General features: G+C 55.7%; 26 protein-coding genes. 10 read left to right on the top strand and 16 right to left on the bottom strand.

The features are described 5' to 3' along the window. Positions 1-180 precede the first annotated feature (180 nt). The 4 genes from yqaB to luxS all read left to right on the top strand — a co-directional run bounded on the left by yqaB (position 181) and on the right by luxS (position 3,467). Positions 181-747 (top strand): fructose-1-phosphate/6-phosphogluconate phosphatase, encoded by a 567-nt coding sequence (gene yqaB, locus N5C09_RS18740; RefSeq protein ID WP_063451841.1) that lies wholly within the window; start codon positions 181-183, stop codon positions 745-747. Further along, positions 744-1,172, top strand: coding sequence for a YqaA family protein (locus N5C09_RS18735; protein WP_017692791.1), 429 nt, complete (start codon positions 744-746; stop codon positions 1,170-1,172). Before yqaB ends, N5C09_RS18735 begins: the two co-directional genes overlap by 4 nt. A gap of 83 nt (positions 1,173-1,255) precedes the next feature. Continuing rightward, complete coding sequence (gene gshA, locus N5C09_RS18730) at positions 1,256-2,800, top strand: glutamate--cysteine ligase (protein ID WP_279749649.1); 1,545 nt, start codon at positions 1,256-1,258, stop codon at positions 2,798-2,800. Between the two features lie 151 nt (positions 2,801-2,951). Beyond that, a complete protein-coding gene (gene luxS / locus N5C09_RS18725) occupies positions 2,952-3,467 on the top strand; it encodes an S-ribosylhomocysteine lyase (RefSeq protein ID WP_063451839.1) in 516 nt (171 codons plus the stop codon). 151 nt (positions 3,468-3,618) lie between these two features. On the opposite strand, the gene emrB is transcribed toward luxS, so the two are convergent. The 12 genes from emrB to N5C09_RS18665 all read right to left on the bottom strand — a co-directional run bounded on the left by emrB (position 3,619) and on the right by N5C09_RS18665 (position 16,577). After that, complete coding sequence (emrB, locus tag N5C09_RS18720) at positions 3,619-5,166, bottom strand: multidrug efflux MFS transporter permease subunit EmrB (protein WP_006811709.1); 1,548 nt, start codon at positions 5,164-5,166, stop codon at positions 3,619-3,621. A gap of 16 nt (positions 5,167-5,182) precedes the next feature. Then, entirely contained in the window at positions 5,183-6,355 is a 1,173-nt protein-coding gene (gene emrA, locus N5C09_RS18715) for a multidrug efflux MFS transporter periplasmic adaptor subunit EmrA (RefSeq protein ID WP_064909826.1), read from the bottom strand. A 128-nt stretch (positions 6,356-6,483) separates the two neighbouring features. Further along, positions 6,484-7,014, bottom strand: coding sequence for a multidrug efflux transporter EmrAB transcriptional repressor EmrR (gene emrR / locus N5C09_RS18710; protein WP_017694792.1), 531 nt, complete (start codon positions 7,012-7,014; stop codon positions 6,484-6,486). A 314-nt stretch (positions 7,015-7,328) separates the two neighbouring features. Further along, on the bottom strand, positions 7,329-8,513 hold the full coding sequence (locus N5C09_RS18705; RefSeq protein ID WP_107533585.1) for an MFS transporter: 1,185 nt from the start codon (positions 8,511-8,513) through the stop codon (positions 7,329-7,331). A 163-nt stretch (positions 8,514-8,676) separates the two neighbouring features. Then, a complete protein-coding gene (gene proX / locus N5C09_RS18700) occupies positions 8,677-9,672 on the bottom strand; it encodes a glycine betaine/L-proline ABC transporter substrate-binding protein ProX (protein ID WP_279749648.1) in 996 nt (331 codons plus the stop codon). A 9-nt stretch (positions 9,673-9,681) separates the two neighbouring features. Next, on the bottom strand, positions 9,682-10,746 hold the full coding sequence (proW, locus tag N5C09_RS18695) for a glycine betaine/L-proline ABC transporter permease ProW (RefSeq protein WP_279749647.1): 1,065 nt from the start codon (positions 10,744-10,746) through the stop codon (positions 9,682-9,684). Continuing rightward, a complete protein-coding gene (gene proV / locus N5C09_RS18690) occupies positions 10,739-11,941 on the bottom strand; it encodes a glycine betaine/L-proline ABC transporter ATP-binding protein ProV (protein ID WP_279749646.1) in 1,203 nt (400 codons plus the stop codon). Before proV ends, proW begins: the two co-directional genes overlap by 8 nt. Positions 11,942-12,274: 333 nt before the next feature. Beyond that, entirely contained in the window at positions 12,275-13,234 is a 960-nt protein-coding gene (gene nrdF, locus N5C09_RS18685; protein ID WP_279749645.1) for a class 1b ribonucleoside-diphosphate reductase subunit beta, read from the bottom strand. 9 nt (positions 13,235-13,243) lie between these two features. Continuing rightward, positions 13,244-15,388: a class 1b ribonucleoside-diphosphate reductase subunit alpha gene (gene nrdE, locus N5C09_RS18680; protein ID WP_279749644.1), complete on the bottom strand. Its 2,145-nt coding sequence runs from the start codon at positions 15,386-15,388 to the stop codon at positions 13,244-13,246. Next, positions 15,361-15,771, bottom strand: coding sequence for a class Ib ribonucleoside-diphosphate reductase assembly flavoprotein NrdI (nrdI, locus tag N5C09_RS18675; protein ID WP_063869450.1), 411 nt, complete (start codon positions 15,769-15,771; stop codon positions 15,361-15,363). The genes nrdE and nrdI overlap by 28 nt, the downstream gene beginning before the upstream one ends. Next, a complete protein-coding gene (nrdH, locus tag N5C09_RS18670) occupies positions 15,768-16,007 on the bottom strand; it encodes a glutaredoxin-like protein NrdH (protein ID WP_063451831.1) in 240 nt (79 codons plus the stop codon). The genes nrdI and nrdH overlap by 4 nt, the downstream gene beginning before the upstream one ends. 243 nt (positions 16,008-16,250) lie before the next feature. Further along, entirely contained in the window at positions 16,251-16,577 is a 327-nt protein-coding gene (locus N5C09_RS18665) for a DUF883 domain-containing protein (protein ID WP_063869453.1), read from the bottom strand. A 158-nt stretch (positions 16,578-16,735) separates the two neighbouring features. On the opposite strand from N5C09_RS18665, the gene N5C09_RS18660 reads away from it, so the two are divergent. Continuing rightward, complete coding sequence (locus N5C09_RS18660; RefSeq protein WP_006811693.1) at positions 16,736-17,080, top strand: DUF2002 family protein; 345 nt, start codon at positions 16,736-16,738, stop codon at positions 17,078-17,080. Positions 17,081-17,112: 32 nt separating this feature from the next. Here the strand turns inward: N5C09_RS18660 and alaE are convergent, their stop codons facing one another. After that, a complete protein-coding gene (alaE, locus tag N5C09_RS18655; protein WP_063869455.1) occupies positions 17,113-17,562 on the bottom strand; it encodes an L-alanine exporter AlaE in 450 nt (149 codons plus the stop codon). A gap of 496 nt (positions 17,563-18,058) precedes the next feature. Here alaE and stpA point away from each other — a divergent pair, with 496 nt between their 5' ends. Continuing rightward, entirely contained in the window at positions 18,059-18,463 is a 405-nt protein-coding gene (gene stpA, locus N5C09_RS18650; RefSeq protein ID WP_063869457.1) for a DNA-binding protein StpA, read from the top strand. A 37-nt stretch (positions 18,464-18,500) separates the two neighbouring features. On the opposite strand, the gene N5C09_RS18645 is transcribed toward stpA, so the two are convergent. Continuing rightward, positions 18,501-18,680: a hypothetical protein gene (locus N5C09_RS18645; RefSeq protein WP_063451827.1), complete on the bottom strand. Its 180-nt coding sequence runs from the start codon at positions 18,678-18,680 to the stop codon at positions 18,501-18,503. An 82-nt stretch (positions 18,681-18,762) separates the two neighbouring features. Continuing rightward, complete coding sequence (locus N5C09_RS18640; protein WP_279749643.1) at positions 18,763-19,281, bottom strand: rhodanese family protein; 519 nt, start codon at positions 19,279-19,281, stop codon at positions 18,763-18,765. A 178-nt stretch (positions 19,282-19,459) separates the two neighbouring features. Here N5C09_RS18640 and N5C09_RS18635 point away from each other — a divergent pair, with 178 nt between their 5' ends. After that, positions 19,460-19,618: a YqaE/Pmp3 family membrane protein gene (locus tag N5C09_RS18635; protein WP_003862203.1), complete on the top strand. Its 159-nt coding sequence runs from the start codon at positions 19,460-19,462 to the stop codon at positions 19,616-19,618. Here N5C09_RS18635 and N5C09_RS18630 read toward each other — a convergent pair. Then, the gene (locus tag N5C09_RS18630; RefSeq protein WP_063869462.1) at positions 19,615-20,544 is read right to left on the bottom strand and encodes a LysR substrate-binding domain-containing protein; all 930 of its coding nucleotides are present in this window, start codon (positions 20,542-20,544) and stop codon (positions 19,615-19,617) included. The two genes, N5C09_RS18635 and N5C09_RS18630, sit on opposite strands and share 4 nt — an antisense overlap. 320 nt (positions 20,545-20,864) lie before the next feature. Here N5C09_RS18630 and N5C09_RS18625 point away from each other — a divergent pair, with 320 nt between their 5' ends. The 3 genes from N5C09_RS18625 (at position 20,865) to N5C09_RS18615 (ending at position 24,533) form a co-directional block, all read left to right on the top strand. Beyond that, positions 20,865-21,470 carry an ankyrin repeat domain-containing protein gene (locus N5C09_RS18625; protein ID WP_063451824.1) on the top strand — a complete coding sequence of 202 codons (606 nt, stop codon included), beginning with the start codon at positions 20,865-20,867 and terminating at the stop codon, positions 21,468-21,470. Positions 21,471-21,576: 106 nt separating this feature from the next. After that, a complete protein-coding gene (fdrA, locus tag N5C09_RS18620) occupies positions 21,577-23,118 on the top strand; it encodes an acyl-CoA synthetase FdrA (RefSeq protein ID WP_279749642.1) in 1,542 nt (513 codons plus the stop codon). Beyond that, the gene (locus tag N5C09_RS18615; RefSeq protein WP_279749641.1) at positions 23,118-24,533 is read left to right on the top strand and encodes a DUF1116 domain-containing protein; all 1,416 of its coding nucleotides are present in this window, start codon (positions 23,118-23,120) and stop codon (positions 24,531-24,533) included. The genes fdrA and N5C09_RS18615 overlap by 1 nt, the downstream gene beginning before the upstream one ends. The last annotated feature ends 1 nt before the right edge of the window (position 24,534 follow it).

Here is a 24,534-nt window from a genome sequence, read left to right as displayed (position 1 = left end):
GCTGGATAGAGTACTCGGCTACGAACCGAGCGGTCGGAGGTTCGAATCCTCCCGGATGCACCATATTCTCCTTCTTTGTTTATTCCTTCGACGTTCCGTCAGCAATCACACTCTCAGTCAGCGACAAAAATCCCCTTTTACGATAAAGTAATGCTTTGTTAATCGGTTAGCGAGAGCACGATGTACGCACAGTATGACGGTTTGATCTTCGACATGGACGGCACCCTCCTGGATACCGAACCCACGCATCGCCAGGCCTGGACCGACGTTCTTGCCCGTTACGGTATGCGTTTCGATCTACAGGCGATGATTGCCCTCAACGGATCGCCCACCTGGCGTATCGCACAGGCCGTGATTGAGCTGAATCAGGCCGATCTCGACCCGCACCTGCTCGCGCGTGAAAAAACCGACGCGGTAAAAGCCATACTGCTGGACACCGTGCAGCCATTACCGCTCATTGACGTCGTCAAAGCGTGGCACGGGCGTCGTCCTATGTCTGTCGGCACGGGCAGCGAGAGCGCGATTGCTGAAGCGCTACTCAACCATCTTGGCCTGCGCCACTATTTTTCTGCCGTCGTGGCCGCCGATCACGTTAAAAATCACAAACCCGCTCCGGACACCTTCCTGCTCTGCGCAGAATTAATGGGTGTCCCGGCTGCAAAATGCGTTGTGTTTGAAGATGCCGACTTTGGTCTCCAGGCCGCGCGTGATGCCGGAATGGCGGCGGTGGACGTTCGCTTACTGTGAGTGACGCGCTGTCACTTGCTTCATTATTCGCCAGCAGTTTTTTAAGCTCCACCCTCTTGCCGGGGAATTCGGAAGTGGTACTGGTGGCGATGCTGTTGTCCGGCGTGAGTCAGCCCTGGTTGCTGGTCTTAATAGCAACAATGGGTAATAGCCTTGGAGGGCTGACTAACGTTATTCTTGGACGTTTCTTTCCGCTACGCGAAAAATCTCGCTGGCAGGAAAAGGCAGTGGGCTGGCTAAAACGCTATGGCGCTGCCACGCTGTTATTAAGCTGGATGCCTGTAATAGGCGATTTACTGTGTCTGCTGGCGGGATGGATGCGCATCTCCTGGGGGCCGGTGCTCTTTTTTTTGTGCCTTGGCAAGGCGTTACGCTATGTTTTATTGGCATGGGTAACACTACAGGGTATGACGTGGTGGCACTAATTGGTGGAATGAATTCGCGACCTTCAATCGTCAACCATTACAATTATGCTGAGTGACAATTTTTTGACAGGCGGGAGGTCAAATTGATCCCGGACGTATCACAGGCGCTGGCCTGGCTGGAAAACCACCCTCAGGCACTGAAGGGGATTCAGCGTGGGCTTGAGCGCGAAACGCTGCGCGTAAATGCGGATGGTAGCTTAGCGACAACGGGACACCCGAAGGCGTTAGGCTCGGCGCTGACACATAAATGGATCACAACCGATTTCGCCGAAGCGCTGCTGGAGTTCATCACGCCGGTAGACGGTGATATTGATCATATGCTGACGATCATGCGCGATGTGCATCGCTTTACCGCCCGCAACCTCGGCGACGAGCGTATGTGGCCGCTCAGCATGCCGTGCTATATCGAGCAGGGGCAGGATATCGAGCTGGCGCAGTACGGCACCTCTAACGTGGGGCGGATGAAAACGCTGTACCGTGAAGGCCTGAAAAACCGCTACGGCGCACTGATGCAGACGATCTCTGGCGTGCACTACAATTTCTCTCTGCCGATGGCGTTCTGGCAGGCGAAATGCGGTGAAACGGATAAAGACGCGATCTCTGCGGGCTACTTCCGCCTGATCCGCAACTATTACCGTTTTGGCTGGGTTATTCCGTATCTGTTTGGCGCGTCGCCGGCCATCTGTTCATCGTTCTTGCAAGGGAAACCGACCACGCTGCCGTTCGAGAAGACCGAGTGTGGCATGTATTACCTGCCGTACGCGACCTCTCTTCGCCTGAGCGACCTTGGCTATACCAATAAATCGCAAAGCAATCTCGGAATTACGTTTAACGATCTGCACGACTATGTGGCAGGCTTGAAGCGGGCGATCAAAACTCCGTCGGAAGAGTACGAAAAAATCGGCCTCGAAAAAGACGGCAAGCGCCTGCAAATCAACAGCAACGTATTGCAGATTGAGAACGAACTGTATGCGCCGATTCGTCCGAAGCGCGTAACGCGCAGCGGTGAAACGCCGTCGGATGCGCTACAGCGCGGCGGGATTGAATACATTGAAGTGCGCTCGCTGGATATCAACCCGTTCTCGCCGATTGGCGTTGACGAGCAGCAGGTTCGCTTCCTCGACCTGTTTATGGTCTGGTGCGTTCTGGCGGATGCGCCGGAAATGAGTTCCGACGAGCTGCTGTGTACCCGTACCAACTGGAATCGCGTGATTCTGGAAGGGCGTAAGCCGGGCCTGACGTTAGGGATTGGCTGTGAAACGGCGCAGTTCCCGCTGTCTAAGGTGGGGAAAGATCTGTTCAGTGACCTGAAGCGCGTTGCCCAGACGCTGGACAGCGTGTACGGCGGCGAAGCATACCAGAAGGTCTGCGACGAACTGGTTGAAAGCTTTGATAACCCGGAACTGACGTTCTCGGCACGCATTCTGCGTTCTATGATTGAGCAGGGAATTGGCGGCACAGGACGTTCACTGTCAGCGGAGTACCGTGAGATGCTGATGCAGGAGCCGTTAGAGGTTCTGAGCGAAGCGGATTTTGTGGCAGAGCGCGACGCATCCGTTATGCGTCAGAAAGCGATCGAAGCGGCGGATACGGAGTCGTTTGAGGCGTTTCTGGCGAAGCAGGCTTGAACCAAAAGAAAAAGGCCACATCGCTGTGGCCAAAATATACATCTCTGAATTCAGGGATGATGATAACAAATGCGCGTCTTTCATATACTCAGACGCGCATTCTGTAGAAGAGTTCAGTTTATTTTAAAAAAATCACTATCGGAGGTGACGTATGCCGTTATTAGATAGCTTTACTGTCGACCATACCCGTATGGAAGCACCAGCAGTCCGCGTGGCGAAGACCATGAACACGCCGCACGGCGACACGATCACCGTTTTCGACCTGCGCTTCTGCGTGCCGAATAAAGAAGTGATGCCGGAGAAAGGCATTCACACGCTGGAACACCTGTTCGCTGGCTTCATGCGCGACCACCTGAACGGCAACGGCGTGGAGATCATCGATATCTCTCCGATGGGCTGCCGCACCGGTTTTTACATGAGCCTGATTGGTCAGCCGGAAGAGAAACGCGTTGCGGATGCGTGGAAAGCGGCGATGGAAGACGTGCTGAAGGTGAAAGAGCAGAACCAGATCCCTGAGCTGAACGTTTATCAGTGCGGCACTTACCAGATGCACTCTCTGGAAGAAGCCCAGGACATTGCCCGTCATATCATCGAACGTGATGTTCGTGTAAACAGCAACGACGAGCTGGCCCTGCCAAAAGAAAAACTTCAGGAACTGCACATTTAGTATTGTGCCCGTGGATGCCCGGTGGCGCTTCGCTGACCGGGCCTACAATCCTTTATCGGTACTGATAATTGTGGATAACCGGGCCGGACAGAGGCCCGGTTATCGTAGGCCGGGTAAGGCGTAGCTGCCACCCGGCAACCCATAAACAGGGTTAATGCGCACCGCCGCCGCCGCTACCGGCACCAAACGGTGGTTTGGCAAACCACACCAGCCCCAGCAGGACGATAAAGATCCCCGCCGATATCCAGAATATCTCGTTTGCCGAGATAATCAGCCCCTGGTTGGTGATTTGCTGGGCAAGCCAGCCGGACGCCTGCTGCTCCGTCATGCCCATCCCCTCAAGCTGGCTATACATCTGCTGAGCGTTAGGGTTGAACGGGTTCACCGCTTCGGTCAGCTGGGCGTGGTGCATCGATTCCCGGTTGGTCCACAGCGTGGTGGTAATCGAGGTCCCGATGGAGCCCGCCAGCGTACGGGTAAAGTTCGACAGGCTCGATGCCGCCGCCATCCGCTCTGGCGGCAAGCCGGAAAGCGTAATGGTAGTCAGCGGCATAAAGAAGCACGCCACGGCAAAGCCCTGAATAAACTGCGGCCACGCGGAGGCGCCAAAGTCCATTCCCGGTTCGAACGTATACGCGCGCCAGTAGAAGCACACGGCGTACATGATGAAGCTGAACGTCACCAGCCTGCGCATGTCGAGCTTATGGGCGAAACGGCCAATAATCGGCGACAGCAGAACCGGAATTAACCCCACCGGCGCGGAGGCCAGCCCCGCCCAGGTTGCGGTATAGCCGTACACCTCCTGCAACAGCTGCGGCAGCAGAACAATCGCGCCGAAGTAGAGCATATAGGCGAGGCTGATACAGAGGCAGCCGATGGTGAAGTTTCGCGATTTAAACAGCGAGAGATCGACTATCGGGTTATCGTCCGTCAGCTCCCAGACAATCAGGAAGCTAATGGCGACCACGGCGACCACCGTCAGCACGATGATTTCCGTAGAGGCGAACCAGTCCAGCTCTTTACCCCGGTCGAGCATGATTTGCAGGCTGCCGATGCCGACCACCAGCAGCGCCAGACCGATACCGTCGATCCGCCGCTGTTCGGTTCGCGTTTCGCGACCGCGCAGAGACTGTAGCGTCATCAGCACCACCAGCGCACCGATGGGCACGTTGATGAAGAAGATCCAGCCCCAGTGATAGTTATCGCTGATGTAACCGCCGAGGATAGGCCCGCAAATCGGGGCGACAATCACCGTCATCGACCACAGCGCGAGCGCGATGGAGCGTTTGGCGGGCGGATAGTTGTTCAGCAGCAAACTCTGCGACAGCGGGATCAACGGCCCGGCGACAATCCCCTGGATGACGCGGAAGAATATCAGCATCGTCAGGCTGCTGGACATCCCGCAGGCCCAGGAGGCCAGCACGAACAGGATCGTCGACCAGAGGAACAGCTTCACTTCACCGACGCGCTTCGCCAGCCAGCCGGTAATGGGGATGGAGATGGCATTCGCCACCCCGAACGAGGTAATGACCCAGGTCCCCTGGCTCAGCGATGAGCCAAGGTTCCCGGCGATGGTTGGGATCGCCACGTTTGCGATGGTGGAGTCCAGCACCTGCATGAATGTCGCCAGCGACAGCGCAATGGTCATAATGACCAGCTGCGCCCCCTCCAGCGGTTTTTGCGGCTTTTGCTGTTGCATAACGCTCACCTTCGGATTAACCGGCGTTTGCCTTCACGATGTCATCGATCAGCTTATTAACCGGATCGAGGCTAATTTCACGGGCGTTACTTTCATAAGCTGGCGTGCTGCGCACCTGATTTGCGAGGATCTGACCGTCGCGGTTGGCGGTATCAACCGTCACCAGCGTGGAAAGGCCAATTCGCAGCGGATGGTCCGCCAGCTGTTTGGCATCCAGTTCAATACGCACGGGCAGGCGCTGTACCACTTTGATCCAGTTGCCGGTGGCGTTCTGCGCAGGTAGCAGGCTGAACGCGCTGCCGGTCCCCATGTCCAGACCGACCACTTTACCGGTGTACTTCACGTCATCGCCGTAGATATCGCTGACCACGGTTGCGGTCTGGCCGATACGCATATGCGCCAGCTGGGTCTCTTTGAAGTTCGCATCCACCCACAGATTGTTCGCCGGAACGACCGCCATCAGCGGCGTGGTGGTGCCAATCTGCGCGCCGGGCTGTACGGAACGACGGGAAACGTAGCCGGTCATCGGGCTGACGATTTTGGTACGTTGCAGGGCAAGCCATGCGTTGCGCACTTCGGTCGCCGCCTGTTTCACCGCCGGCTGGTTTTCCAGAGAGGTGCCCAGCACCATCGCCTGGTTAGCGTTGTACTGCTGAATAGCCACGTCCAGCTGCGCCTGTGCGCTGGCCACCGCATCGCGGGCGTGCTGCAACTCTTCACGGCCAATCAGGTTGGCGGTGCCGAGAGGAACACGACGCTTAAGGTCGCTTTGCGCCTGGGCCAGGGCCGTTTTCTGCACGTCGATACTGGCCTGAAGCTGTTTGCTGTTGATCATCAGCTGGCGGGTCTGGCGAACGCTGGAGGCCAGCGCCGTCTGTGCTTTTTCAAACGCCTGTTGGGCGTCGGTCGGGTCGAGCGTGACCAGCACATCCCCTTTTTTTACAAAGTCGGTGTTGTCAGCCCAGACTTTCGTCACGCTGCCCGACACCTGTGCCATGATTTGAACCTGATTCCCTGCCACGTATGCATCGTCTGTCTCTTCAACATGACGCAATACTAAAAACCAATAAATCCCATATGCCACGGCAATAATAATAAAGAGCAAGGTCAGCAGAATAAGGGCGCTCTTACGTTTGCCCTTCTTGTTAACCGGTTGCTGCGGGGGAGTGTTCTCCGCATTTGCGCTCATTGTTGTTCTCCACGATCTTTTTATTTTCACATCGGCTGAGCCGACCTGTTGTCAGAAAGGCCAGCAGTTTCACGTGCTGGCCTGTCAGTTTTTCTTTTGAAATCTGGATGGTTGAGCGGATCGTCGCGTTAGCGCAGCGCCTCAAGAATGACGCCATCTTCATCCATCTGATCCAGACGGGTGAGCAGCTTGCGAGTAATGTGCTCAAGCTGGTCGCGCTCGGCGGTGCTGAGGGCGGACCAGAGCTGGTGCAGGCAGTTATGCTGCGGGGGCAGCACTTCGCGCAGGAATTCGTGACCTTTCTCGGTCAGTTGCAGATGCAGGCAGCGGCGATCGTTATCGCTTTCACGGCGTTCGATCCAGCCGCGCTTCTCCAGCTCATCAGCAATACGGGTGGCATTGGTACGGGATGAACCCAGCGCGCAGCTCAGTTCAGACGGCTGAATGCTGTGGTTTTCCTGAGACTCAAGCGTAATCAACGCCATAAATAACGTCTCGTTAATCCCTTGCGCTTTCAGCATCTTATTACGATTTTCCAGCAGCTTACCCTGCATGTGCATGCACAGGCGGGTCAGCAGGATCTCCTGATACGGGAAGTCCTCATGACGACTGGCGCGGAACTTAAGCATTTGTTCAATGGGCGTAAACGAACTATCCATTTTGGGCATAACCTCATTAATTACAGCCGATATAGTAACGATAGTGACAAATAATGTAAATGAATTATTTGTGCGGTTATATCCGCCAAACGAATGTCACCATCAGAAAGCGCCGGGTAAATCCGTGACCCGGTGAGCACAGAAAGCGTGGGGTGTATACCCGCGAAAGAGGGGATGTGAGGACAGGGGTCTGAACTATTCATGCCGGTAGTAAATATGTCACCCACAGTAAAATTTCTGGGATAAATGATTACCGTTACATTAACAGATGCAGGCCCCCTTTACACCCCAGGGGGCCCAAAGCAATGTAAAACTTAGTGAATTGCTTCCTGGCGGTGGTAGCCGCGCCACCACACCAGCAGATTTATCGCCGCGACGATGGCGCCAATGGCGCACACGCCCGTCCAGCCCGCATGCTGCCAGGCGGAGGCTGAGATCAACGAGCCCGCCGCGCCGCCGATAAAGTAGCTGGTCATATATCCGGCCGTCAGGCGGTTACGTGCGTCCGGCTTCACGCGGTAAATAACGGTCTGGTTGGTGATGTGTACGCCCTGCACGGTGAGGTCGAGCACCAGAATACCAACAATCAGTGCCAGCACTGAGACGTGTCCGTACCAGATGGCCGCCCAGGAGAGCAGGAGCAACACCAGCCCGGCGGAGGTGGTCATATGCGATTTGCCTTTGTCGGCCAGCCCACCGGCCGGGCGTGCGCCCAGCGCGCCAGCCGCGCCTGCCAGCCCAAACAGGCCAATCACCCCTTCTGAGTAGTTAAACGGCGGTGCGGCGAGCAGAAATGCCATCGACGTCCATAAGATGCTGAAGTTAGCGAAGGTAAGACACCCCAGAATGGCGCGCGTGCGCAGGAGTTTATCCTGCGTAAAGAGGCTGAAAACGGAGGCGAGAAGCTGGGGATAGTTCAGGTGATTCTCCTGCTTCACTTTCGGCAGGCCGCGCCACAGCGCCAGCGCCATGATAACCATCAGCACGCTCGCCACCCAGTAGACGGTGCGCCAGCCGCCGAGGCTCGCCAGCAGCCCGGCAACGGTTCTCGCCAGCAGGATGCCTAGCAGCAGGCCGCTCATGATAGTGCCGACCACTTTGCCGCGTTTTTCCGGGGACGCCAGCGTAGCGGCAAGGGGAACCAGAATTTGCGCCACCACCGAGAACAGGCCGGTCAGCGCGGTGCCAATAATCATCATCGTTAACGACTGGCTGCTGGCAGTGATCAACATCCCGCCAGCCGCCAGAAGCGTCATAGAGACGATAAGCATCCGGCGCTCAAACATATCGCCCAATGGCACCAGGAACAGCAGCCCTGCCGCATAGCCGAGCTGCGCAGCGGTGACGATAAAGCCGGCGGAGCTGGCGGAAAGATCGAAGGCGCGCGCGATAGTATCAAGCAGAGGCTGCGCGTAATAGTTGCTGGCGACTGCCAGACCCGTTGCCACGGACATTAAAAGGATGAGTGCGGGGCTAAGCCCCTGAGATGTTTTTGTCATTAGTTTCAGGAATCGTGAGTTAAGTGATTATTTTTCCGGAAACATAATAACCAATGATTGAGAATGTTGGGGGATTGTTATGTGTGTGTTTGTGCGGTTATCCCCCTCACCCCAGCCCTCTCCCCAAAGGGGAGAGGGTGAGGGGTAAGGTTATGTTGTATTTTTACTTCTGCGCCGCAAGCGCCTCTTTCACCCAGCCATCAAACTGCTGCTGGTGGGCTTTGATCCAGCCATCCACGTGGCCTTTAATATCGGCTTCGGACGATTTACCCGCGTGCATCATCGCGTTCTGAGCGTTGATGTCCGCCAGCGGCAGCTTCATCACCGAGAACAATTTCGCCGCAGCCGGGTTTTTCTCTGCCCAGGCTTTGTTCGCCACGATATGCATGGTGTTCACCGGGAAGCCATAGTTCATGCCGTTCGGCAGTTTGGTGTCGATATCTTTCTGCTCGCCCGGCAGGGAGGAGAAGGGCACCTGCAACCACACCACGTCTTTGCCCGGCTTCAGCACGTCGCTCACCCAGTACGGCGTCCAGGTGTAGTAGATCACCGGCTTGCCCTCTTTAAAGCGGGCGATGGTGTCGGCCATCATCGCGGAGTAATTGCCGTGACTCACGTCGACGGTTTTCGCCAGATCAAACGCTTTGTTCTGGTGGTTGATCACCGCTTCACAGCCCCAGCCCGGTGAACAGCCCATCATGTCCGCTTTGCCGTCGCCGTTGGTGTCGAACAGTCTGGCGATCTTCGGATCTTTCAGCTGTTCAATATTGGTGATGTGGTACTGGTCGGCGGTTTTCTTGTCGATCAGATAGCCCTGCGCCGCGCCGGTCACGAAGGTGCCTTCGCGGTAGAATTTCTTGTCACCGCCTGCGGCAGCAAACATATCGTCGTGCAATGGCTGCCAGTTCACGGCGGTAAAGGTGGCATCACCGGAGGCAATCGAGGTATAGCCCACGTTGTAATCCACTTCGCTGGCGGTATTCACGGTATAGCCCAGCTTCTCCAGCGCGCGGCTGACGAGCTGCGTCTGGAAGGACTCTTCCGAAATGGTGCTTTGCACCGGCTGCACGGTAATGCCTTTGCCCGGCAGGTCAGCGGCAAACGCGCTGGTGGAGACAAGGGTCGCAAACGCTGTGGCAAAAAATACGTTATGTCGCATCGTTGTTCCTTATTTTGTAAAGGGGCGGGTGAGTAACCCGAGAGGGCCGGTGGTGTACCAGCGACGGTTGCCGCGACTGCGTGAATCACGACCGACAGCCTGGGTCAGGCGGTCAAGAATGATGGCGAGGATCACAATCCCGACGCCGCCGACGGTCGCCAGCCCCATATCAAGACGGCCAATACCGCGCAGTACCATCTGGCCTAAACCGCCAACGGCAATCATCGAGGCGATTACCACCATGGACAGCGCCAGCATCAGGGTCTGGTTCACGCCTGCCATAATGGTCGGCATCGCCAGCGGAAGCTGAACCTTGAACAGCATCTGACGCGGGCTGGCGCCGAACGAGCGCGAGGCCTCAATCAGATCCGCAGGTACCTGGTTAATGCCCAGGATCGTCAGGCGAATAATCGGCGGCAGGGCGAAGATTATGGTCACCACTACCCCCGGCACGTTACCGATACCGAACAGCATGACGATAGGCACCAGGTAAACGAACGCCGGCGTGGTCTGCATCGCATCCAGCAGCGGGCGAATAATTTTCGCGGCCCGCGGGCTGCGCGCCAGCCAGATCCCCATCGGTAGCCCGATGACAATGCAGAAGAGCAGGGCGGTCAGCACTAGCGCCAGGGTAATCATCGCCTGAGACCACGCGCCAATCGCGCCGATGGCGATCAGGGAGATCAGCGTGGCGACGCCCATCCCCGCGCTACCGAACTGCCACGCGATCAGCGAGAACAGGATAATCGCTACGGGCGCAGGCATGCCCAGCATCAGCTGCTGGAAACCGTTCAGGATGTAATCCACCGGGATGCGGATCCCCTGGAACACCGGGCGGAAGTGGGTAACGACCCAGTCGATCCCCTCCGTCACCCAGCTGTCCAGCGGGATCAGCGTCTTGTGGAACGGATCCATAATATTGAAATGCTCTGGCGCAGGCGCAGGTGCGCTGTTGAGCCAGTCCGCCGCGCCGCCGCCGTCGGCAGGTGCGGGCGTGGAACCCCACGCATCGGCAGATTGCGCCGCGCTGTCCGCAGCGTCAGTGGTACCCCATGGGTTTGATTGATCAGCCATTGTTTGCCCCCTCGCGATCTAAAGCCTGTAGCAACATCCGTTTTGAAATGATGCCAACGTACTGTTGTTCTTCACCGACAACCGGCACGGCGCAAGGCGCCTGACCCACATGAGAGAGCAACTCGCTGAGCGGCGTTTCGGCGTCCACGGCAAGCGGAGCGTCAATCAACGCCGCATCGATTCCCTGGTTTTCGCTCAGGGCGGTTTTCAGAGAGTCGATGGAGACAACGCCGACAAATTTATTGCCGCGTTCAACCAGATAACCGTATTCACGATCTTCATCCTGCAACAGCTTCAGCGCGGAGCGCGGGCCAAAACCTGGCGTTTTTCGAATAATGCCGTTTGGCGTTCGGCGGGCAATATCTTTCGCACTAAATACGTGGCTAATATCCACGCCGCGGAAGAAGGTGCGCACATAATCATTTGCCGGATTATTGAGAATTTCATCCGGCGTACCGACCTGCACCACCTCGCCATTTTGCATAATGGCAATTCGGTCGCCAATACGCATGGCTTCATCCAGATCGTGAGAAATAAACACGATGGTGCGCTGATGTTTGGCCTGTAATTTTACCAGCTCATCCTGCATCTCGGTGCGAATTAAGGGATCGAGCGCCGAGAAAGCTTCGTCCATTAATAAAATATCTGGATTAATGGCTAATGCGCGGGCTAATCCCACGCGCTGACGCATGCCGCCCGACAGCTCATCCGGGTAGGCATGAGCATAATTTTCCAGCCCAACCTGACGCAGCGCATCAAGGGCTTTTTCCTGACGTACCTGAGCGGGCGTGCCGGCTAACTCCATGCCGAAGGCGGTATTATCGAGCACCGTCATGTGCGGCATCAGCGCAAATGACTGAAACACCATCGCAATTTTCTTTCTGCGCACCTCGCGGAGTTCTGCGTCTGAGATTCTGGCGATATCCACGCCGTCAATCAGCACCTGTCCGCGGGTGGGTTCAATCAGGCGATTGAGAAGGCGAACCATAGTGGATTTACCCGAACCGGATAATCCCATGATGACAAAAATCTCGCCTTCTTCAATGGCCAGACTGGCGTCTTTAACGCCAAGCGATAGCCCGGTTTTTTCCAGAATTTGCTCTTTCGAAAGGCCTTTCTCAATATATTTGAAAGCACGCTGCGGGTGCTCGCCAAATACTTTATAAAGATTTTTCACTTCTAATTTAATTGCCATGCAATAGAGAGTGTCCTGTTATTTGTTTATGTCGATATGATTACCATGGTAAATAGTTAACTGGCATTACCCTAACATACTCAGAATCTGAGACAACCCTGAGCGGGCATGAGGTCGGAATTTTGCCACAAGCGAAACGGCTGAATTTCCCATGAATAAAGGGCTGAGGGCGGTTTGAATTTTTCTCAATTTTTTGCTGCTGCATGGGGAAATTCCGCCTGAATCGGTGTGATTCAGGCGAATATGACGTGGAAATTACAGTGTAGTACGTAGTGAAATATTCGGCCGGGAATAATGAACTTTATATTTAATTAACGAACGTTAATTCACTCATTAAAAATCCCAGTCCTCATCTTCCGTCTCCACCGCTTTACCCATCACGTACGATGAGCCGGACCCGGAAAAGAAGTCGTGGTTTTCATCCGCGCTGGGTGACAGCGCCGCGAGGATCGCCGGGTTCACCTCCGCCATCTCCGGCGGGAAAAGCGCCTCGTAGCCCAGGTTCATCAGCGCCTTATTGGCGTTGTAGCAGAGGAACGCTTTTACGTCCTCTTCCCAGCCCGTTCCGGCGTACAGTTCTTCGGTATAGCTCAGCTCGTTGTCGTAAAGATCCATCAGCAAATCGAGCGCAAATCCCTTCAGCTCTTCCTGCTTCGCTGCGCTGACTTTTTCCAGCCCTTTCTGGTACTTATAGCCGATGTAATACCCATGCACCGCCTCGTCACGAATAATGAGGCGAATCAAATCGGCGGTATTGGTGAGCTTGCCCCGGCTCGACCAGTACATGGGCAGCCAGAAGCCGGAATAGAAGAGAAAAGATTCCAGGAACACGCTGGCGATCTTTTTCTTCAGCGGCTCGTCGGCGCGATAATACTCCAGCACCAGCTCCGCCTTACGCTGCAATGACGCGCTCTCTTCACTCCAGGCGTAGGCCGCGTCAACGTCTCTGGTCTGGCACAGCGTCGAGAAAATCGAGCTGTAGGAGCGGGCATGGACCGCCTCCATAAAGCTGATATTCGACATCACCGCCTCTTCGTGCGGCGTCAGCGCATCGCTCATCAGCGCGGGGGCACCCACGGTATTCTGAATCGTGTCCAGCAGCGTCAGGCCGGTAAAGACGCGGATTGTCAGCTGCTGCTCGGCGTGGCTGAGCGTTTGCCAGGCCGGAATATCGTTGGAGAGCGGCACCTTTTCCGGCAGCCAGAAGTTGCTGGTCAGGCGGTTCCACACCTCCAGGTCTTTATCGTCCTGAATCTTGTTCCAGTTAACGGCACTCACGCGTGACAGTTTCATCCTTTCTCCTTACAGCGCGCAGGACACGCAGCCTTCGATTTCGGTGCCTTCCAGCGCGAGCTGGCGCAGGCGAATGTAGTACAGCGTTTTGATGCCTTTCTTCCAGGCATAAATCTGCGCCTTATTGATATCCCGCGTGGTGGCGGTATCCGGGAAGAAGAGCGTCAGCGACAGCCCCTGATCCACGTGTTTTGTCGCCTCGGCGTAGGTATCAATGATTTTCTCCGGCCCGATCTCATAGGCGTCCTGATAGAGCGTCAGATTGTCGTTAGTCATAAACGGGGCAGGGTAGTAGACGCGCCCGGTTTTGCCTTCCTTACGAATTTCAATTTTCGACACGATCGGGTGAATGCTCGACGTGGCGTGATTGATGTAAGAAATAGAGCCGGTCGGGGGTACCGCCTGAAGGTTCTGGTTATAGATGCCGTAGCGCATCACGTCGTCGCGCAGCTGCTGCCACATCTCGCGCGTCGGCAGGGTAATGCCGGCGCGGTCAAACAGCGCGCGCACTTTTTCGGTTTTCGGCTGCCAGTCGCTTTCCAGATAATGGCTGAAATATTCCCCGCTGGCGTAGCGCGACTGCTCAAAGCCTGCGAACCGCTGGTTGCGCTCGCGCGCCAGCATCATTGAGGTGTGCAGCGCATGCCAGGTGATGGTGTAGAAATAGAGATTCGTGAAATCCAGCCCTTCCGGGCTGCCGTAGGCGATGCCTTCCCGCGCCAGGTAGCCGTGCAGGTTCATCTGCCCCAGGCCGATGGCGTGCGACGCGGCGTTGCCCGCCTCAATGGACGGCACGCTGCGGATGTGGCTCATGTCCGATACCGCCGTCAGCCCGCGAACGGCGGTCTCCACCGTGCGGCCAAAATCTGGCGAATCCATGGTGTGGGCAATATTCAGCGACCCGAGGTTACAGGAGATATCTTTGCCGATGTCCGCGTAGTCGAGGTTTTCGTCATAGGTGGAGGTGCTGTTGACCTGCAAAATCTCCGAGCACAGGTTGCTCATGTTGATGCGCCCGGCAATCGGGCTGGCGCGGTTAACCGTATCCTCGTACATGATGTACGGGTAGCCGGACTCAAACTGAATTTCCGCAAGCGTCTGGAAGAAATCGCGGGCGTTGATGTACTTCTTGCGGATGCGATCGTCTGCAACCAGCTCGTCATAAAGCTCGCTTATCGCCACGTCGCCAAACGCTTTGCCGTAGATCCGTTCAATGTCATACGGCGAGAACAGCGCCATGTCGGCATTCTCTTTGGCCAGCTTAAAGGTGATATCCGGGATAACCACACCGAGCGACAGGGTTTTGATGCGGATTTTTTCGTCGGCGTTTTCACGTTTGGTATCGAGAAAACGCAGGATGTCCGGGTGGTGCGCGTGCAGATAAACCGCGCCCGCACCCTGGCGTGCGCCAAGCTGGTTGGCGTAGGAGAAGGCATCTTCCAGCATCTTCATCACCGGGATGACGCCGGAGGACTGGTTTTCGATGCGTTTGATCGGCGCGCCCGCTTCCCGCAGGTTTGAGAGCAGAAACGCCACGCCGCCGCCGCGTTTCGACAGCTGTAGCGCCGAATTCACCGCACGGCCAATCGACTCCATATTGTCTTCAATACGCAGCAGGAAGCAGGAGACCAGCTCGCCGCGCTGGGCTTTGCCGCAGTTAAGGAAGGTTGGCGTGGCAGGCTGGAAGCGGCCTGAGAGGATCTCCTCCGTCAGTCTTTCGGCCAGAGCTTCATCGCCCTGCGCCAGCGTCAGGGCCACCATGACCACCCGGTCTTCAAAGCTTTCTAAATAGCGTTTGCCGTCGAAGGTTTTCAGGGTGTAGCTGGTGTAATACTTCCATGCGCCAAGAAACGTCTGGAAGCGAAAACCGCTGGCGTGCGCATGTGCAAACAATGCCTCCACGAAGGCGCGATCGTAGCGGGTCAGGACGCGCTCTTCGTAATATCCCTCTTTTACCAGATAGTCGAGACGTTCCCGCTGGCTGTCAAAGGCAACGCTGTTCGGGCGTACGTGGGCGGCAAAAAAGGCGTCCACCGCCTCACGATCTTTATCGAGCTGAATGCGCCCCTCGCGGTCATAGAGGTTAAGCATTGCGTTTAATGCGTGGTAATCCGGCGTCGCCTGAATCACGCGTTCTGCGGTTGTCGTTGCCAAAATTCGTTCACTCCTTTACGCACGTTCTCTACGTCCTGCTGTGTCCCCATCAGTTCAAAACGATAGAGATACGGCACGCCGCATTTTTGAGAGATGACATCCCCGGCGCGGGCAAAGGCCTCGCCGAAATTGCGATTGCCCGCCGCAATCACGCCGCGAATCAGCTGTCGGTTATGGGGATCGTTCAGAAAGCGGATCACCTGACGGGGAACGGCCCCAGCGGTGCCACCGCCGCCATAGCTCGGCACCACCAGTATGTAAGGTTCGTCTACCTGAATACGCTCCCGCTCGTTCAGCGGGATGCGTATCGCAGGCAGCCCGAGGCGCTCCATAAACCGAAGCGTGTTTTCCGAGCTGCTGGAAAAGTAGACCAGCCTGCTCATGCACTGACGGCCTGAGCGGCAAGACGGTTGATCATGTCCGGGCGAAAGCCAGACCAGCTGGTATCACCGGCAACCACCACCGGAAGCTGACGAAAACCCTGCGCCCGCAGGATGTCAGCCGCGTCGGGCACCTGATCAAGATTGACCATCTCAAATGCCACGCCGCGGCTCTCCATCGCCCGTTTCGTGGCGTGGCACTGAACACAATCGTTACGAGTGTAAATAATAATGCTCATGATTCGTATTTCCATTTAGAATGAGAGAACGGCGCGAGTAAACGCGTCATGTTGTGTGTGTCTGTCTAAAGGGAATACTAGATGTAGTTGCGATAAGTTTCAACCACACAAGATATGGGAAATTTAGATTGATAAGGCCCTAATGATGAGCCCGGCGGGGCAGGGCGGGCTGTACATGTTTTTCAGGCTTTCCGGCAAAGAAAAGCCCCGGCGCCAGGGGCAACCGGGGCTAAGAACTCGCGCTTACTTACGCAGGCTAAGCAGGGCGCCGACAAAAATACCGACCGCCGCCACCGTTCCCAGCGTACACAGCGGTTTTTCACGTACGAAGGTGGTGGCGCAGCTGGCCATGTCGCAGGCCGCCTGGGTGGTACGTGAGCGGCCATTCATCCTTGCGCGCGTTTCACGCAGCAGAGACTGAGCCTTACGTTTCGCGGCATCTGTTTCATCCTTCGCATCAGAGCCCCAGGATTTCAGCACCGCTTCCAGCGTATCCGCTAATTGGCTGACATCATTACGAATATCCTGTGTGTCGTCGTTAATATCGTTTCGGTTCGGTCTGTTAAACATACGATCCTCCATAATTTGTGTTCCCGTTTAGTTTAGTTCAGAAATTTAATATCTGAAGCCAGTCACGGGTTATCGGGCAGTTTATGGAATATTCTGAAAGCCCTGCTAATGCTGAATACTGTAAGGTTGCCCGGCAGGTATGATAATGAGGAAGAGATATGTATTTACGACCCGATGAGGTGGCGCGCGTTCTTGAAAAAGAAGGGTTCACCATGGATGAGGTAACATCAAAAGCGTACGGATATCGCCGTGGCGAGAATTATGTTTACGTTAACCGTGAAGCAAGAATGGGGCGTACTGCTCTCATTATTCACCCGACACTGAAAGACAGAAGCCTGTCATTTGCTGAGCCCGCCTCGGATATTAAAACCTGCGATCATTATCAGCAATTTCCGCTCTATTTAGGCGGCGAGACGCATGAACATTATGGTATTCCGCACGGTTTCAGCTCGCGTATGGCGCTGGAGCGGTTCCTGAAAGGGCTGTTTGGCGACGTACAATAACTCTGCGACTGGCATGTGCCAGTCGCCTCACCTTACGCTTTGGCCTGGCTATAGGGGCTGACTTTAAACAGGCGACGGCAGTAGTCGAGAAAGTAACCGTACACCGCACCCATCAGCATTGATACCACGATATTCGAACTTACCGCGGCGGCGATTTGATGCCAGTCTGCGCCCACCGTCAGCAAAATAACCACATACACCGGGGACTGGAACGTTACATAAGCCAGCACGTCAGCCAGGTTTTTTACCCAACCTGCCGGGCTAATACGCCGGGCATAACGCATCACCGCATCGCGATACAATCCGTACGGCCAGGCGATCATAATATTCACCGGAATGGCCACCAGGCGCGACGAGAGGGACTGCTCAAAGGACATTCCCGACAGAAATATTTCAATCAGCATGTTCACGACGGAACAGTAAACGACCATCGCGAAAGTATCCGCTACCGCATGGCGCAGGCGAGACTGCGGTGAGAACATGTCTGAACTCCTCGAACAGGACAAAAAAGTGGCGTTTTACCTGCGGCGTTTAGTGCTTTAGGTTGGTTTGTTTTGAGTGTATAGCGTATCTCTCTGGCTTTTAACTAACAAGTAGTGATTAATCTTTATTTAGTGGCGCTTTGTCCATAAAATTCTCTAAAGTTGTCTGTTTTTTGCGCGCTTCGTTATTTTCTTTCCCATCAACGTTTTTGTTAAAAGAAATCAATCGATTAGCTTATCTGAGCACGCGTGAAACCTTTGTTGTACGAGCGTTTAAGGGCGGTTTTATGAACGGTTTTAAACAGGCGTTTTTGACCAGGTGCAGGACGGTATATTACGCATTATAACTGACGGATAATTCCGGGTTATATTAACGGGATATTCTAAAACATTTACAATAATGTCAAAACGACAGGATGGGTAGATATCAGAACAAAAATCAATTATTCTGTTGCCTGATTTATGTTATACACACGAAGAAAGGTTTCTCATTATTATGGCTTTAACGTTACAGAATCTTAATAATATCCGTACGCTCCGGGCGCTGGCGCGTGAATTATCCATGGATGTTCTGGAAGAAATGCTGGAAAAAGTCCGGATGGTCACGGAAGAAAAACGCAGCGAGCAGGCTGAATTAGAGCGTCAACGCGCTGAGCAGCAGGAAAAAATTAATGCTCTGCTGGAACTGATGAAGGCTGACGGTATTTCCCCGAGCGATCTGTTAGGCGGTGAACTGGCTCATGCGGGCCAGCCGGCTAAAAAACGTAAAGCGCGTGCGGCGAAATATCGTTTCATCGATGCGAACGGTGAAGAGAAAACGTGGACCGGTCAGGGACGTACGCCAAAGCCCATTGCGAACGCGCTGGCAAACGGTAAATCTCTGGACGATTTTCTGATCTGATGATAATTCGGGCGGTGTATTCCGCCCGGTTATTGACTCAGCAGACGCCAAAGTCACCTTCTTCGGAGTAAAGAACCACGTCCGCCGCTTTCAGGTTATATTTCTCGCCCTGCTCATTGCTGGCCTGTACGGCCACAATATTTTCACCATTCACTTCGAGCACTTTCAGTTTCGGACCGCCCTGACGCGGTTGAACATAATCGCCGACAGAAAACATAGCACCTCCTAACGTTGTTATGATCTTCACCATAGCCCACGTCCGGGGGCGGGGTACAGTCTAATCTTGCAAATACCCTTTATCAGGTACGCCGGTTCCACGGCATCACTTTCAGTAGTCGCGCCATGCCGCAAAAACCCGTCACACCGGCAAACAGCAGCCCGGCGCCCACAAAACCGCTCAGCAGGAAAAAGGCGCTGGAGACGCTGTAACCCAGCACCACACCGCAGAGGATCAGCAGCCCGGCGGCGATCTGCACCTGACGCATCAGCGGAAGGGGTTGCGATCTGTCTTCAACGGTCAGCAGCCCGGCTTGCTTCCAGCCCTGAATACCCCCCTTAACCACAAAGGCGTTTGCAGGGGAGGCTGCCCGGGCAAGACGAGCGGCATTGTTTGAGGTTCGCGCGCCGGACTGACAGTGGAAAATCACCGTTTCTCCCGGCGCTGGGTTTAGCCCGCCGGGTAACGAATCCAGCGGGATGGAGTGCGCCGCCGGAATGTGCTCGCGGGCAAATTCGTCGGCGTCGCGAATATCGATGAGTTTAGCGCCCTCTGCAATCAGCGCGCTTGCCTGCCGGGGCGTAATAAGGGGAAGAGACATTGTGTTTCCTTACGGTCATTTTCAGAACAGTAGAGCATTTAAGGCAAGGTTTAAGCCACTGTAAAGAGGGTAAAGGCAGGTAAAAGCGCGAGTGCCGAATGGCAGTTACCCGTAAACTGGCTACGCTTAGAGTTGTGTCTTTTATACTTTTCAATTGGTTAGCTTGCACGGAGTTTTTATGGGTTTTTGGCGTGTTGTTTTTACGATTATTCTCCCGCCGCTGGGCGTGCTGCTTGGCAAGGGACTGGGCTGGGCGTTCATCCTGAATATCCTTCTGACCATCCTGGGTTACTTCCCGGGCCTTATCCACGCGTTTTGGGTTCAGACGAAAAGCTAAATACGCCACAGTAAGTCACTGTAGATCCGGGTCAGCGCGCCCTCGGGGCCAAACTGCTGTTTGATCCAGCGCGTGACCTGACCGGTCGCCGCATGCTGCGTGGCGAGCAGCATGCGCGAGTCCTGGCGCGGATTATTGATCCGCCGCGTCACCAGCAGCCCGTCCTCTACCGCCTCCCGCGTCATATACTCCGGTAAAAATCCAATACCTTCCCCCAGGATCTGACACTGACATTTGGTGTTGAAGTCCGGTACCAGAATCGCCTCCTGGCCGTGAAGCAGCCAGCCGACCTTCTTGTTGATGGTGTGCGCAGTGTCCTCGACCATGATATTGGGATACAGACGCAGCTGACTTTCGGAAATGGGCTCCGGGGCGAATGCCAGCGGATGCGTCGGGGCGATGGCAAATACCCAGCGGATCGCCCCTATTTCGGTGTAATCAATGCCGCCGCCGTCCAGCAGCGTATCTGGCGCGCCAATGGCAATGTTGGCCTGATTATTAATGATGGAATCCCAGACGCCGTTGTACACCTCGGTCGTCACCGTGATCTGGCAGGTGGGAAACTGTTTTTTCAGCACCTGGAGCAAACGCGCGGTATGGCGTGGCGTATACAAAAGCTGATTAATGCAGATGCGCACCCGCGTCTCAATGCCCTGCGAAATGGTATCAATCCCGCGCTTGATGGCGTGAAAGTCATTCAGCAGGTCGGTCGCTTTACGATAAAAGTAAAAGCCGGATTCGGTCAGCTCAATGCTGCGCGTGTTGCGTACAAACAGCACCACGTCCAGCCCGGTCTCCATGCGTTTAATGGTGTAGCTGATGGCGGAGGTGGTCACGCCCAGCTCGGCAGCAGCTTTGCTAAAACTGCCAAAACGCGCCGCGGTGGTGAAGGCCAGCAAATTCTCTTCGGTAAAGATGGAATTCATATTATGGCTCCGGGTGACCATCAGTTTTGAACATATTTTAACAGCGCCGTTACATCATATTTGAAGTGGGTCACAGTTCTGGCTTTTCACGCAGATCCGCGTCATGTAAGGCTTTTTCAGCCATAAGGATAATGCAGCCTGAGGTGCCTGAACGCGGTAAAACATAAGAAAAAGGTTGCACAGACGCACGTTTTTGCCTGACCGTTGAATTTAACTCAACAATGAATTGCGTGTCGATGAATCATTTTTAAGCGGATTCTTTTATGAACAGCCTGTTGCTATTCTCAGGTCATCAGAAGTGACACATAGGGAGTCTTAATATGTCTGCAACTGCACTGGTTACAGAATTTCTGCTGGCGGCAGAAGAGGGCAATATCGATGCGCTAAAAGCCTGCCTGAAGAAAGGCGTGGATATTAACGCGACCAACCGCCAGAAAAGAACCGCCATTATTATTGCCAGCCTGAAAAAGCATTACGCCTGCGTAGAATTTTTAATTGCCGCTGGGGCGGATATTGATAAACAGGACCAGACCTGCTTTAACCCCTTCCTGATTAGCTGCCTGACCAATGATGTAACCCTGCTGCGCATTGTTCTTCCAGCGGAGCCGGATCTCGACCGTCTGACGCGTTTTGGCGGCGTGGGTATAACCCCTGCCAGTGAAAAAGGGCACGTTGAAATCGTGCGCGAACTGCTGGAAAAAACCGATATTAACGTCAACCACACCAATTTTGTCGGCTGGACGCCGCTGCTGGAAGCCATCGTGTTAAACGACGGCGGCGCAAAGCAGCAGGAAATTGTGAAGCTGCTGCTGGATCACGGCGCGAATCCGCACATGACCGATAAATACGGCAAAACCCCGCTCGAACTGGCGCGGGAAAAAGGCTTCAACGCGATAGCAGACCTGCTGTTGGCGGCAGGCGCATAGCGCAATTGGCCAGCCTTTTCCGGCTGGCCATTAATCAAAAACGCATTGTTACCGACGTGCTTTTAGCACGACGGCGGCCCCCTTTTATCTTAAACAGGTGAAAATAATGCCAACCAAAATCGTCATAAAAAAGAACACGTATTTCGATTCGGTTTCCTTAATGTCGGTTTCCACCAAAGCCAATAAACTGCCGGGCGTCGAACAGGCATTTGTGGCGATGGCGACGGAAATGAATAAAGGCGTTCTGAAAAATCTCGGGCTGCTCACGCCGGAATTAGCAGAAGCTAAAAATGGCGACCTGATGATCGTGATTAAAGGCGATGCGGCGAACGATGAAACGCTGGCGGAAATAGAAGCCTTATTTACCCGCAAAGCGAGCAGCGGCGCCCATGAAGCACGCTACGCGACGATAGCCAGCGCCAAAACCCATCGCCCGGACAGCAACCTGGCGGTCATTTCCGTCAACGGCACCTTTGCCGCCCGCGAAGCGCGTCAGGCGCTGGAAAACGATCTTAACGTCATGCTCTTTTCCGATAACGTGTCGCTGGACGACGAGCTGGCGCTGAAGCAGCTGGCGCATGAGAAAGGGCTGCTGATGATGGGGCCGGACTGCGGGACCGCCATCATCAACGGTGCGGGGCTGTGCTTCGCCAACGCGGTCCGTCGCGGGCCGATTGGGATTGTGGGCGCCTCTGGCACCGGCAGCCAGGAGCTGAGCGTACGCATTCACGAGTTCGGCGGCGGCGTGTCGCAGCTGATCGGCACCGGCGGGCGCGATCTCAGCGAGAAAATCGGCGGCCTGATGATGCTCGACGCCATTGACATGCTTGAGGCGGATGAGGGCACCCAGGTGATTGCGCTCATCTCCAAGCCGCCTGCACCCGCGGTGGCCGGGAAAGTGTTGGCCCGCGCGCGCGCCTGCCGCAAGCCCGTGGTCGTCTGTTTCCTTGGCCGCAACGACCCGCCCGCCGATGAAGACGGCTTGCAGTTTGCCCGTGGCACCAAAGAGGCGGCGCTCAAAGCGGTGCTGCTCACCGGCGTTAAAAAAGAGTCGCTGGATTTACATCCGCTCAACTGGCCGCTGATTGAAGAGGTGCGCGCCCGCCTGACGCCGCAGCAGAAGTACATTCGCGGCCTGTTCTGCGGCGGCACCTTGTGCGACGAAGCGATGTTCGCCGCGCTTGCGAAATTCGACGATGTCTGGAGCAATATCCAGCCCGATCCGGCTAAGCGCCTGAAGGACATCAGCGTCAGCCAGGCCCACACCTTCCTTGACTTCGGTGACGACGACTTCACCAACGGCAAACCGCACCCAATGATTGACCCGACCAACCGCATCAGCCGCCTGCTACAGGAGGCGCGCGATCCGCAGGTGGGCGTCATCGTGATGGACTTCGTGCTCGGCTTTGGCGCACACGAGGATCCGGTGGGGGTGATGATCGAGGCGATCAAAGAGGCACAGGCCATTGCGAAAGCCGATAACCGTCCGCTGGAGATCCTCGGCTACGTGCTCGGCACCGACCAGGATCCGCAATCGCTGGCGCAGCAGTGCCAGCGGCTGACCGACGCAGGCGTCATCTGGGCCAGCAGCAGCACCAACACCGGATTACTGGCACGCGAATTTGTCTGCAAAGGGGAGAAAGCATAATGACCACTTTATTCAACCAGCCGCTTAACGTCATTAACGTCGGCATTGCGATGTTCAGCGACGACCTCAAAAAGCAGCACGTTCCCGTGACCCAGCTCGACTGGACGCCGCCGGGGCAGGGCAATATGCAGGTGGTGGAGGCGCTCGACCAGCTGGCAGAGAAACCGCTGGCGGAGAAGATCGCCGCCGCGAACAAAATCGCCCTTGAGCGCATTATTCAGTCCCATCCGGTGCTGGTGGGCTATGACCAGGCGATTAACGTGGTGCCGGGCATGACCCGCACCACCATTCTGCACGCCGGTCCGCCGGTTTCCTGGACAAACATGTGCGGGGCGATGAAGGGCGCGGTTACCGGTGCGCTGGTGTTTGAAGGGCTGGCGACGGATCTGGAGGATGCCGCAAGGCTGGCGGCTTCCGGGGAGATCACCTTCTCGCCGTGCCACGAGCACGACTGCGTGGGCTCCATGGCGGGCGTCACCTCCGCGTCAATGTTTATGCACATTGTTGAGAACAAAACCTACGGCAACCGGGCGTTCACCAACCTCAGCGAGCAGATGGCGAAGATCCTGCGCATGGGGGCTAACGACCAGAGCGTGATCGACCGTCTGAACTGGATGCGCGACGTGCTCGGCCCGATGCTGCGCGACGCGATGAACATCATCGGCGAAATCGACCTGCGCCTGATGCTGGCCCAGGCGCTGCACATGGGTGACGAGTGCCACAACCGCAACAACGCGGGCACCACGCTGCTGATCCAGGCCCTGACGCCGGGGCTGATCCAGGCGGGCTATCCGGTGGAGCAGCAGCGTGAGGTGTTCGAGTTTGTCGCCAGCAGCGACTACTTCTCCGGCCCGACGTGGATGGCGATGTGTAAAGCCGCGCTGGATGCCGCCCACGGCATTGAGTACAGCACCGTCGTGACTACCATGGCGCGCAACGGCTACGAGTTCGGCCTGCGCGTTTCCGGCCTGCCGGGGCAGTGGTTTACCGGTCCGGCGCAACAGGTGATTGGCCCGATGTTCGCAGGCTATAAGCCGGAAGATTCCGGACTGGACATTGGCGACAGCGCCATCACCGAAACCTACGGCATCGGCGGCTTTGCGATGGCGACGGCGCCGGCCATCGTTGCGCTGGTGGGCGGCACGGTGGAGGAAGCCATCGACTTCTCCCGCCAGATGCGCGAAATCACCCTCGGCGAGAACCCGAACGTCACCATTCCGCTGCTGTCGTTTATGGGCATTCCAACCGCCATCGACATCACCAGAGTGGCGGGCAGCGGCATTCTGCCGGTGATCAACACCGCCATAGCCCACAAGGACGCGGGCATCGGCATGATTGGGGCGGGCATCGTTCACCCGCCGTTTAGCTGTTTTGAAAAGGCGCTGTTGACCTTCCGCGATCGCTACTTTTTATAAG

This window comes from Enterobacter sp. GD03975, assembly GCF_029838645.1.
GTDB lineage: Bacteria > Pseudomonadota > Gammaproteobacteria > Enterobacterales > Enterobacteriaceae > Enterobacter > Enterobacter quasihormaechei.
This window is presented reverse-complemented; position numbering and strand designations above follow the sequence as displayed.

Coding starts and splice junctions, on each gene's coding strand:
- yqaB (WP_063451841.1), top strand. CDS start 181: ATGTACGCACAGTATGACGGTTTGATCTTCGACATGGACGGCACCCTC.
- luxS (WP_063451839.1), top strand. CDS start 2,952: ATGCCGTTATTAGATAGCTTTACTGTCGACCATACCCGTATGGAAGCA.
- emrB (WP_006811709.1), bottom strand. CDS start 5,166: ATGCAACAGCAAAAGCCGCAAAAACCGCTGGAGGGGGCGCAGCTGGTC.
- emrA (WP_064909826.1), bottom strand. CDS start 6,355: ATGAGCGCAAATGCGGAGAACACTCCCCCGCAGCAACCGGTTAACAAG.
- emrR (WP_017694792.1), bottom strand. CDS start 7,014: ATGGATAGTTCGTTTACGCCCATTGAACAAATGCTTAAGTTCCGCGCC.
- N5C09_RS18705 (WP_107533585.1), bottom strand. CDS start 8,513: ATGACAAAAACATCTCAGGGGCTTAGCCCCGCACTCATCCTTTTAATG.
- proX (WP_279749648.1), bottom strand. CDS start 9,672: ATGCGACATAACGTATTTTTTGCCACAGCGTTTGCGACCCTTGTCTCC.
- proW (WP_279749647.1), bottom strand. CDS start 10,746: ATGGCTGATCAATCAAACCCATGGGGTACCACTGACGCTGCGGACAGC.
- proV (WP_279749646.1), bottom strand. CDS start 11,941: ATGGCAATTAAATTAGAAGTGAAAAATCTTTATAAAGTATTTGGCGAG.
- nrdF (WP_279749645.1), bottom strand. CDS start 13,234: ATGAAACTGTCACGCGTGAGTGCCGTTAACTGGAACAAGATTCAGGAC.
- nrdI (WP_063869450.1), bottom strand. CDS start 15,771: ATGAGCAGGCTGGTCTACTTTTCCAGCAGCTCGGAAAACACGCTTCGG.
- nrdH (WP_063451831.1), bottom strand. CDS start 16,007: ATGAGCATTATTATTTACACTCGTAACGATTGTGTTCAGTGCCACGCC.
- N5C09_RS18665 (WP_063869453.1), bottom strand. CDS start 16,577: ATGTTTAACAGACCGAACCGAAACGATATTAACGACGACACACAGGAT.
- N5C09_RS18660 (WP_006811693.1), top strand. CDS start 16,736: ATGTATTTACGACCCGATGAGGTGGCGCGCGTTCTTGAAAAAGAAGGG.
- alaE (WP_063869455.1), bottom strand. CDS start 17,562: ATGTTCTCACCGCAGTCTCGCCTGCGCCATGCGGTAGCGGATACTTTC.
- stpA (WP_063869457.1), top strand. CDS start 18,059: ATGGCTTTAACGTTACAGAATCTTAATAATATCCGTACGCTCCGGGCG.
- N5C09_RS18645 (WP_063451827.1), bottom strand. CDS start 18,680: ATGTTTTCTGTCGGCGATTATGTTCAACCGCGTCAGGGCGGTCCGAAA.
- N5C09_RS18640 (WP_279749643.1), bottom strand. CDS start 19,281: ATGTCTCTTCCCCTTATTACGCCCCGGCAGGCAAGCGCGCTGATTGCA.
- N5C09_RS18635 (WP_003862203.1), top strand. CDS start 19,460: ATGGGTTTTTGGCGTGTTGTTTTTACGATTATTCTCCCGCCGCTGGGC.
- N5C09_RS18630 (WP_063869462.1), bottom strand. CDS start 20,544: ATGAATTCCATCTTTACCGAAGAGAATTTGCTGGCCTTCACCACCGCG.
- N5C09_RS18625 (WP_063451824.1), top strand. CDS start 20,865: ATGTCTGCAACTGCACTGGTTACAGAATTTCTGCTGGCGGCAGAAGAG.
- fdrA (WP_279749642.1), top strand. CDS start 21,577: ATGCCAACCAAAATCGTCATAAAAAAGAACACGTATTTCGATTCGGTT.
- N5C09_RS18615 (WP_279749641.1), top strand. CDS start 23,118: ATGACCACTTTATTCAACCAGCCGCTTAACGTCATTAACGTCGGCATT.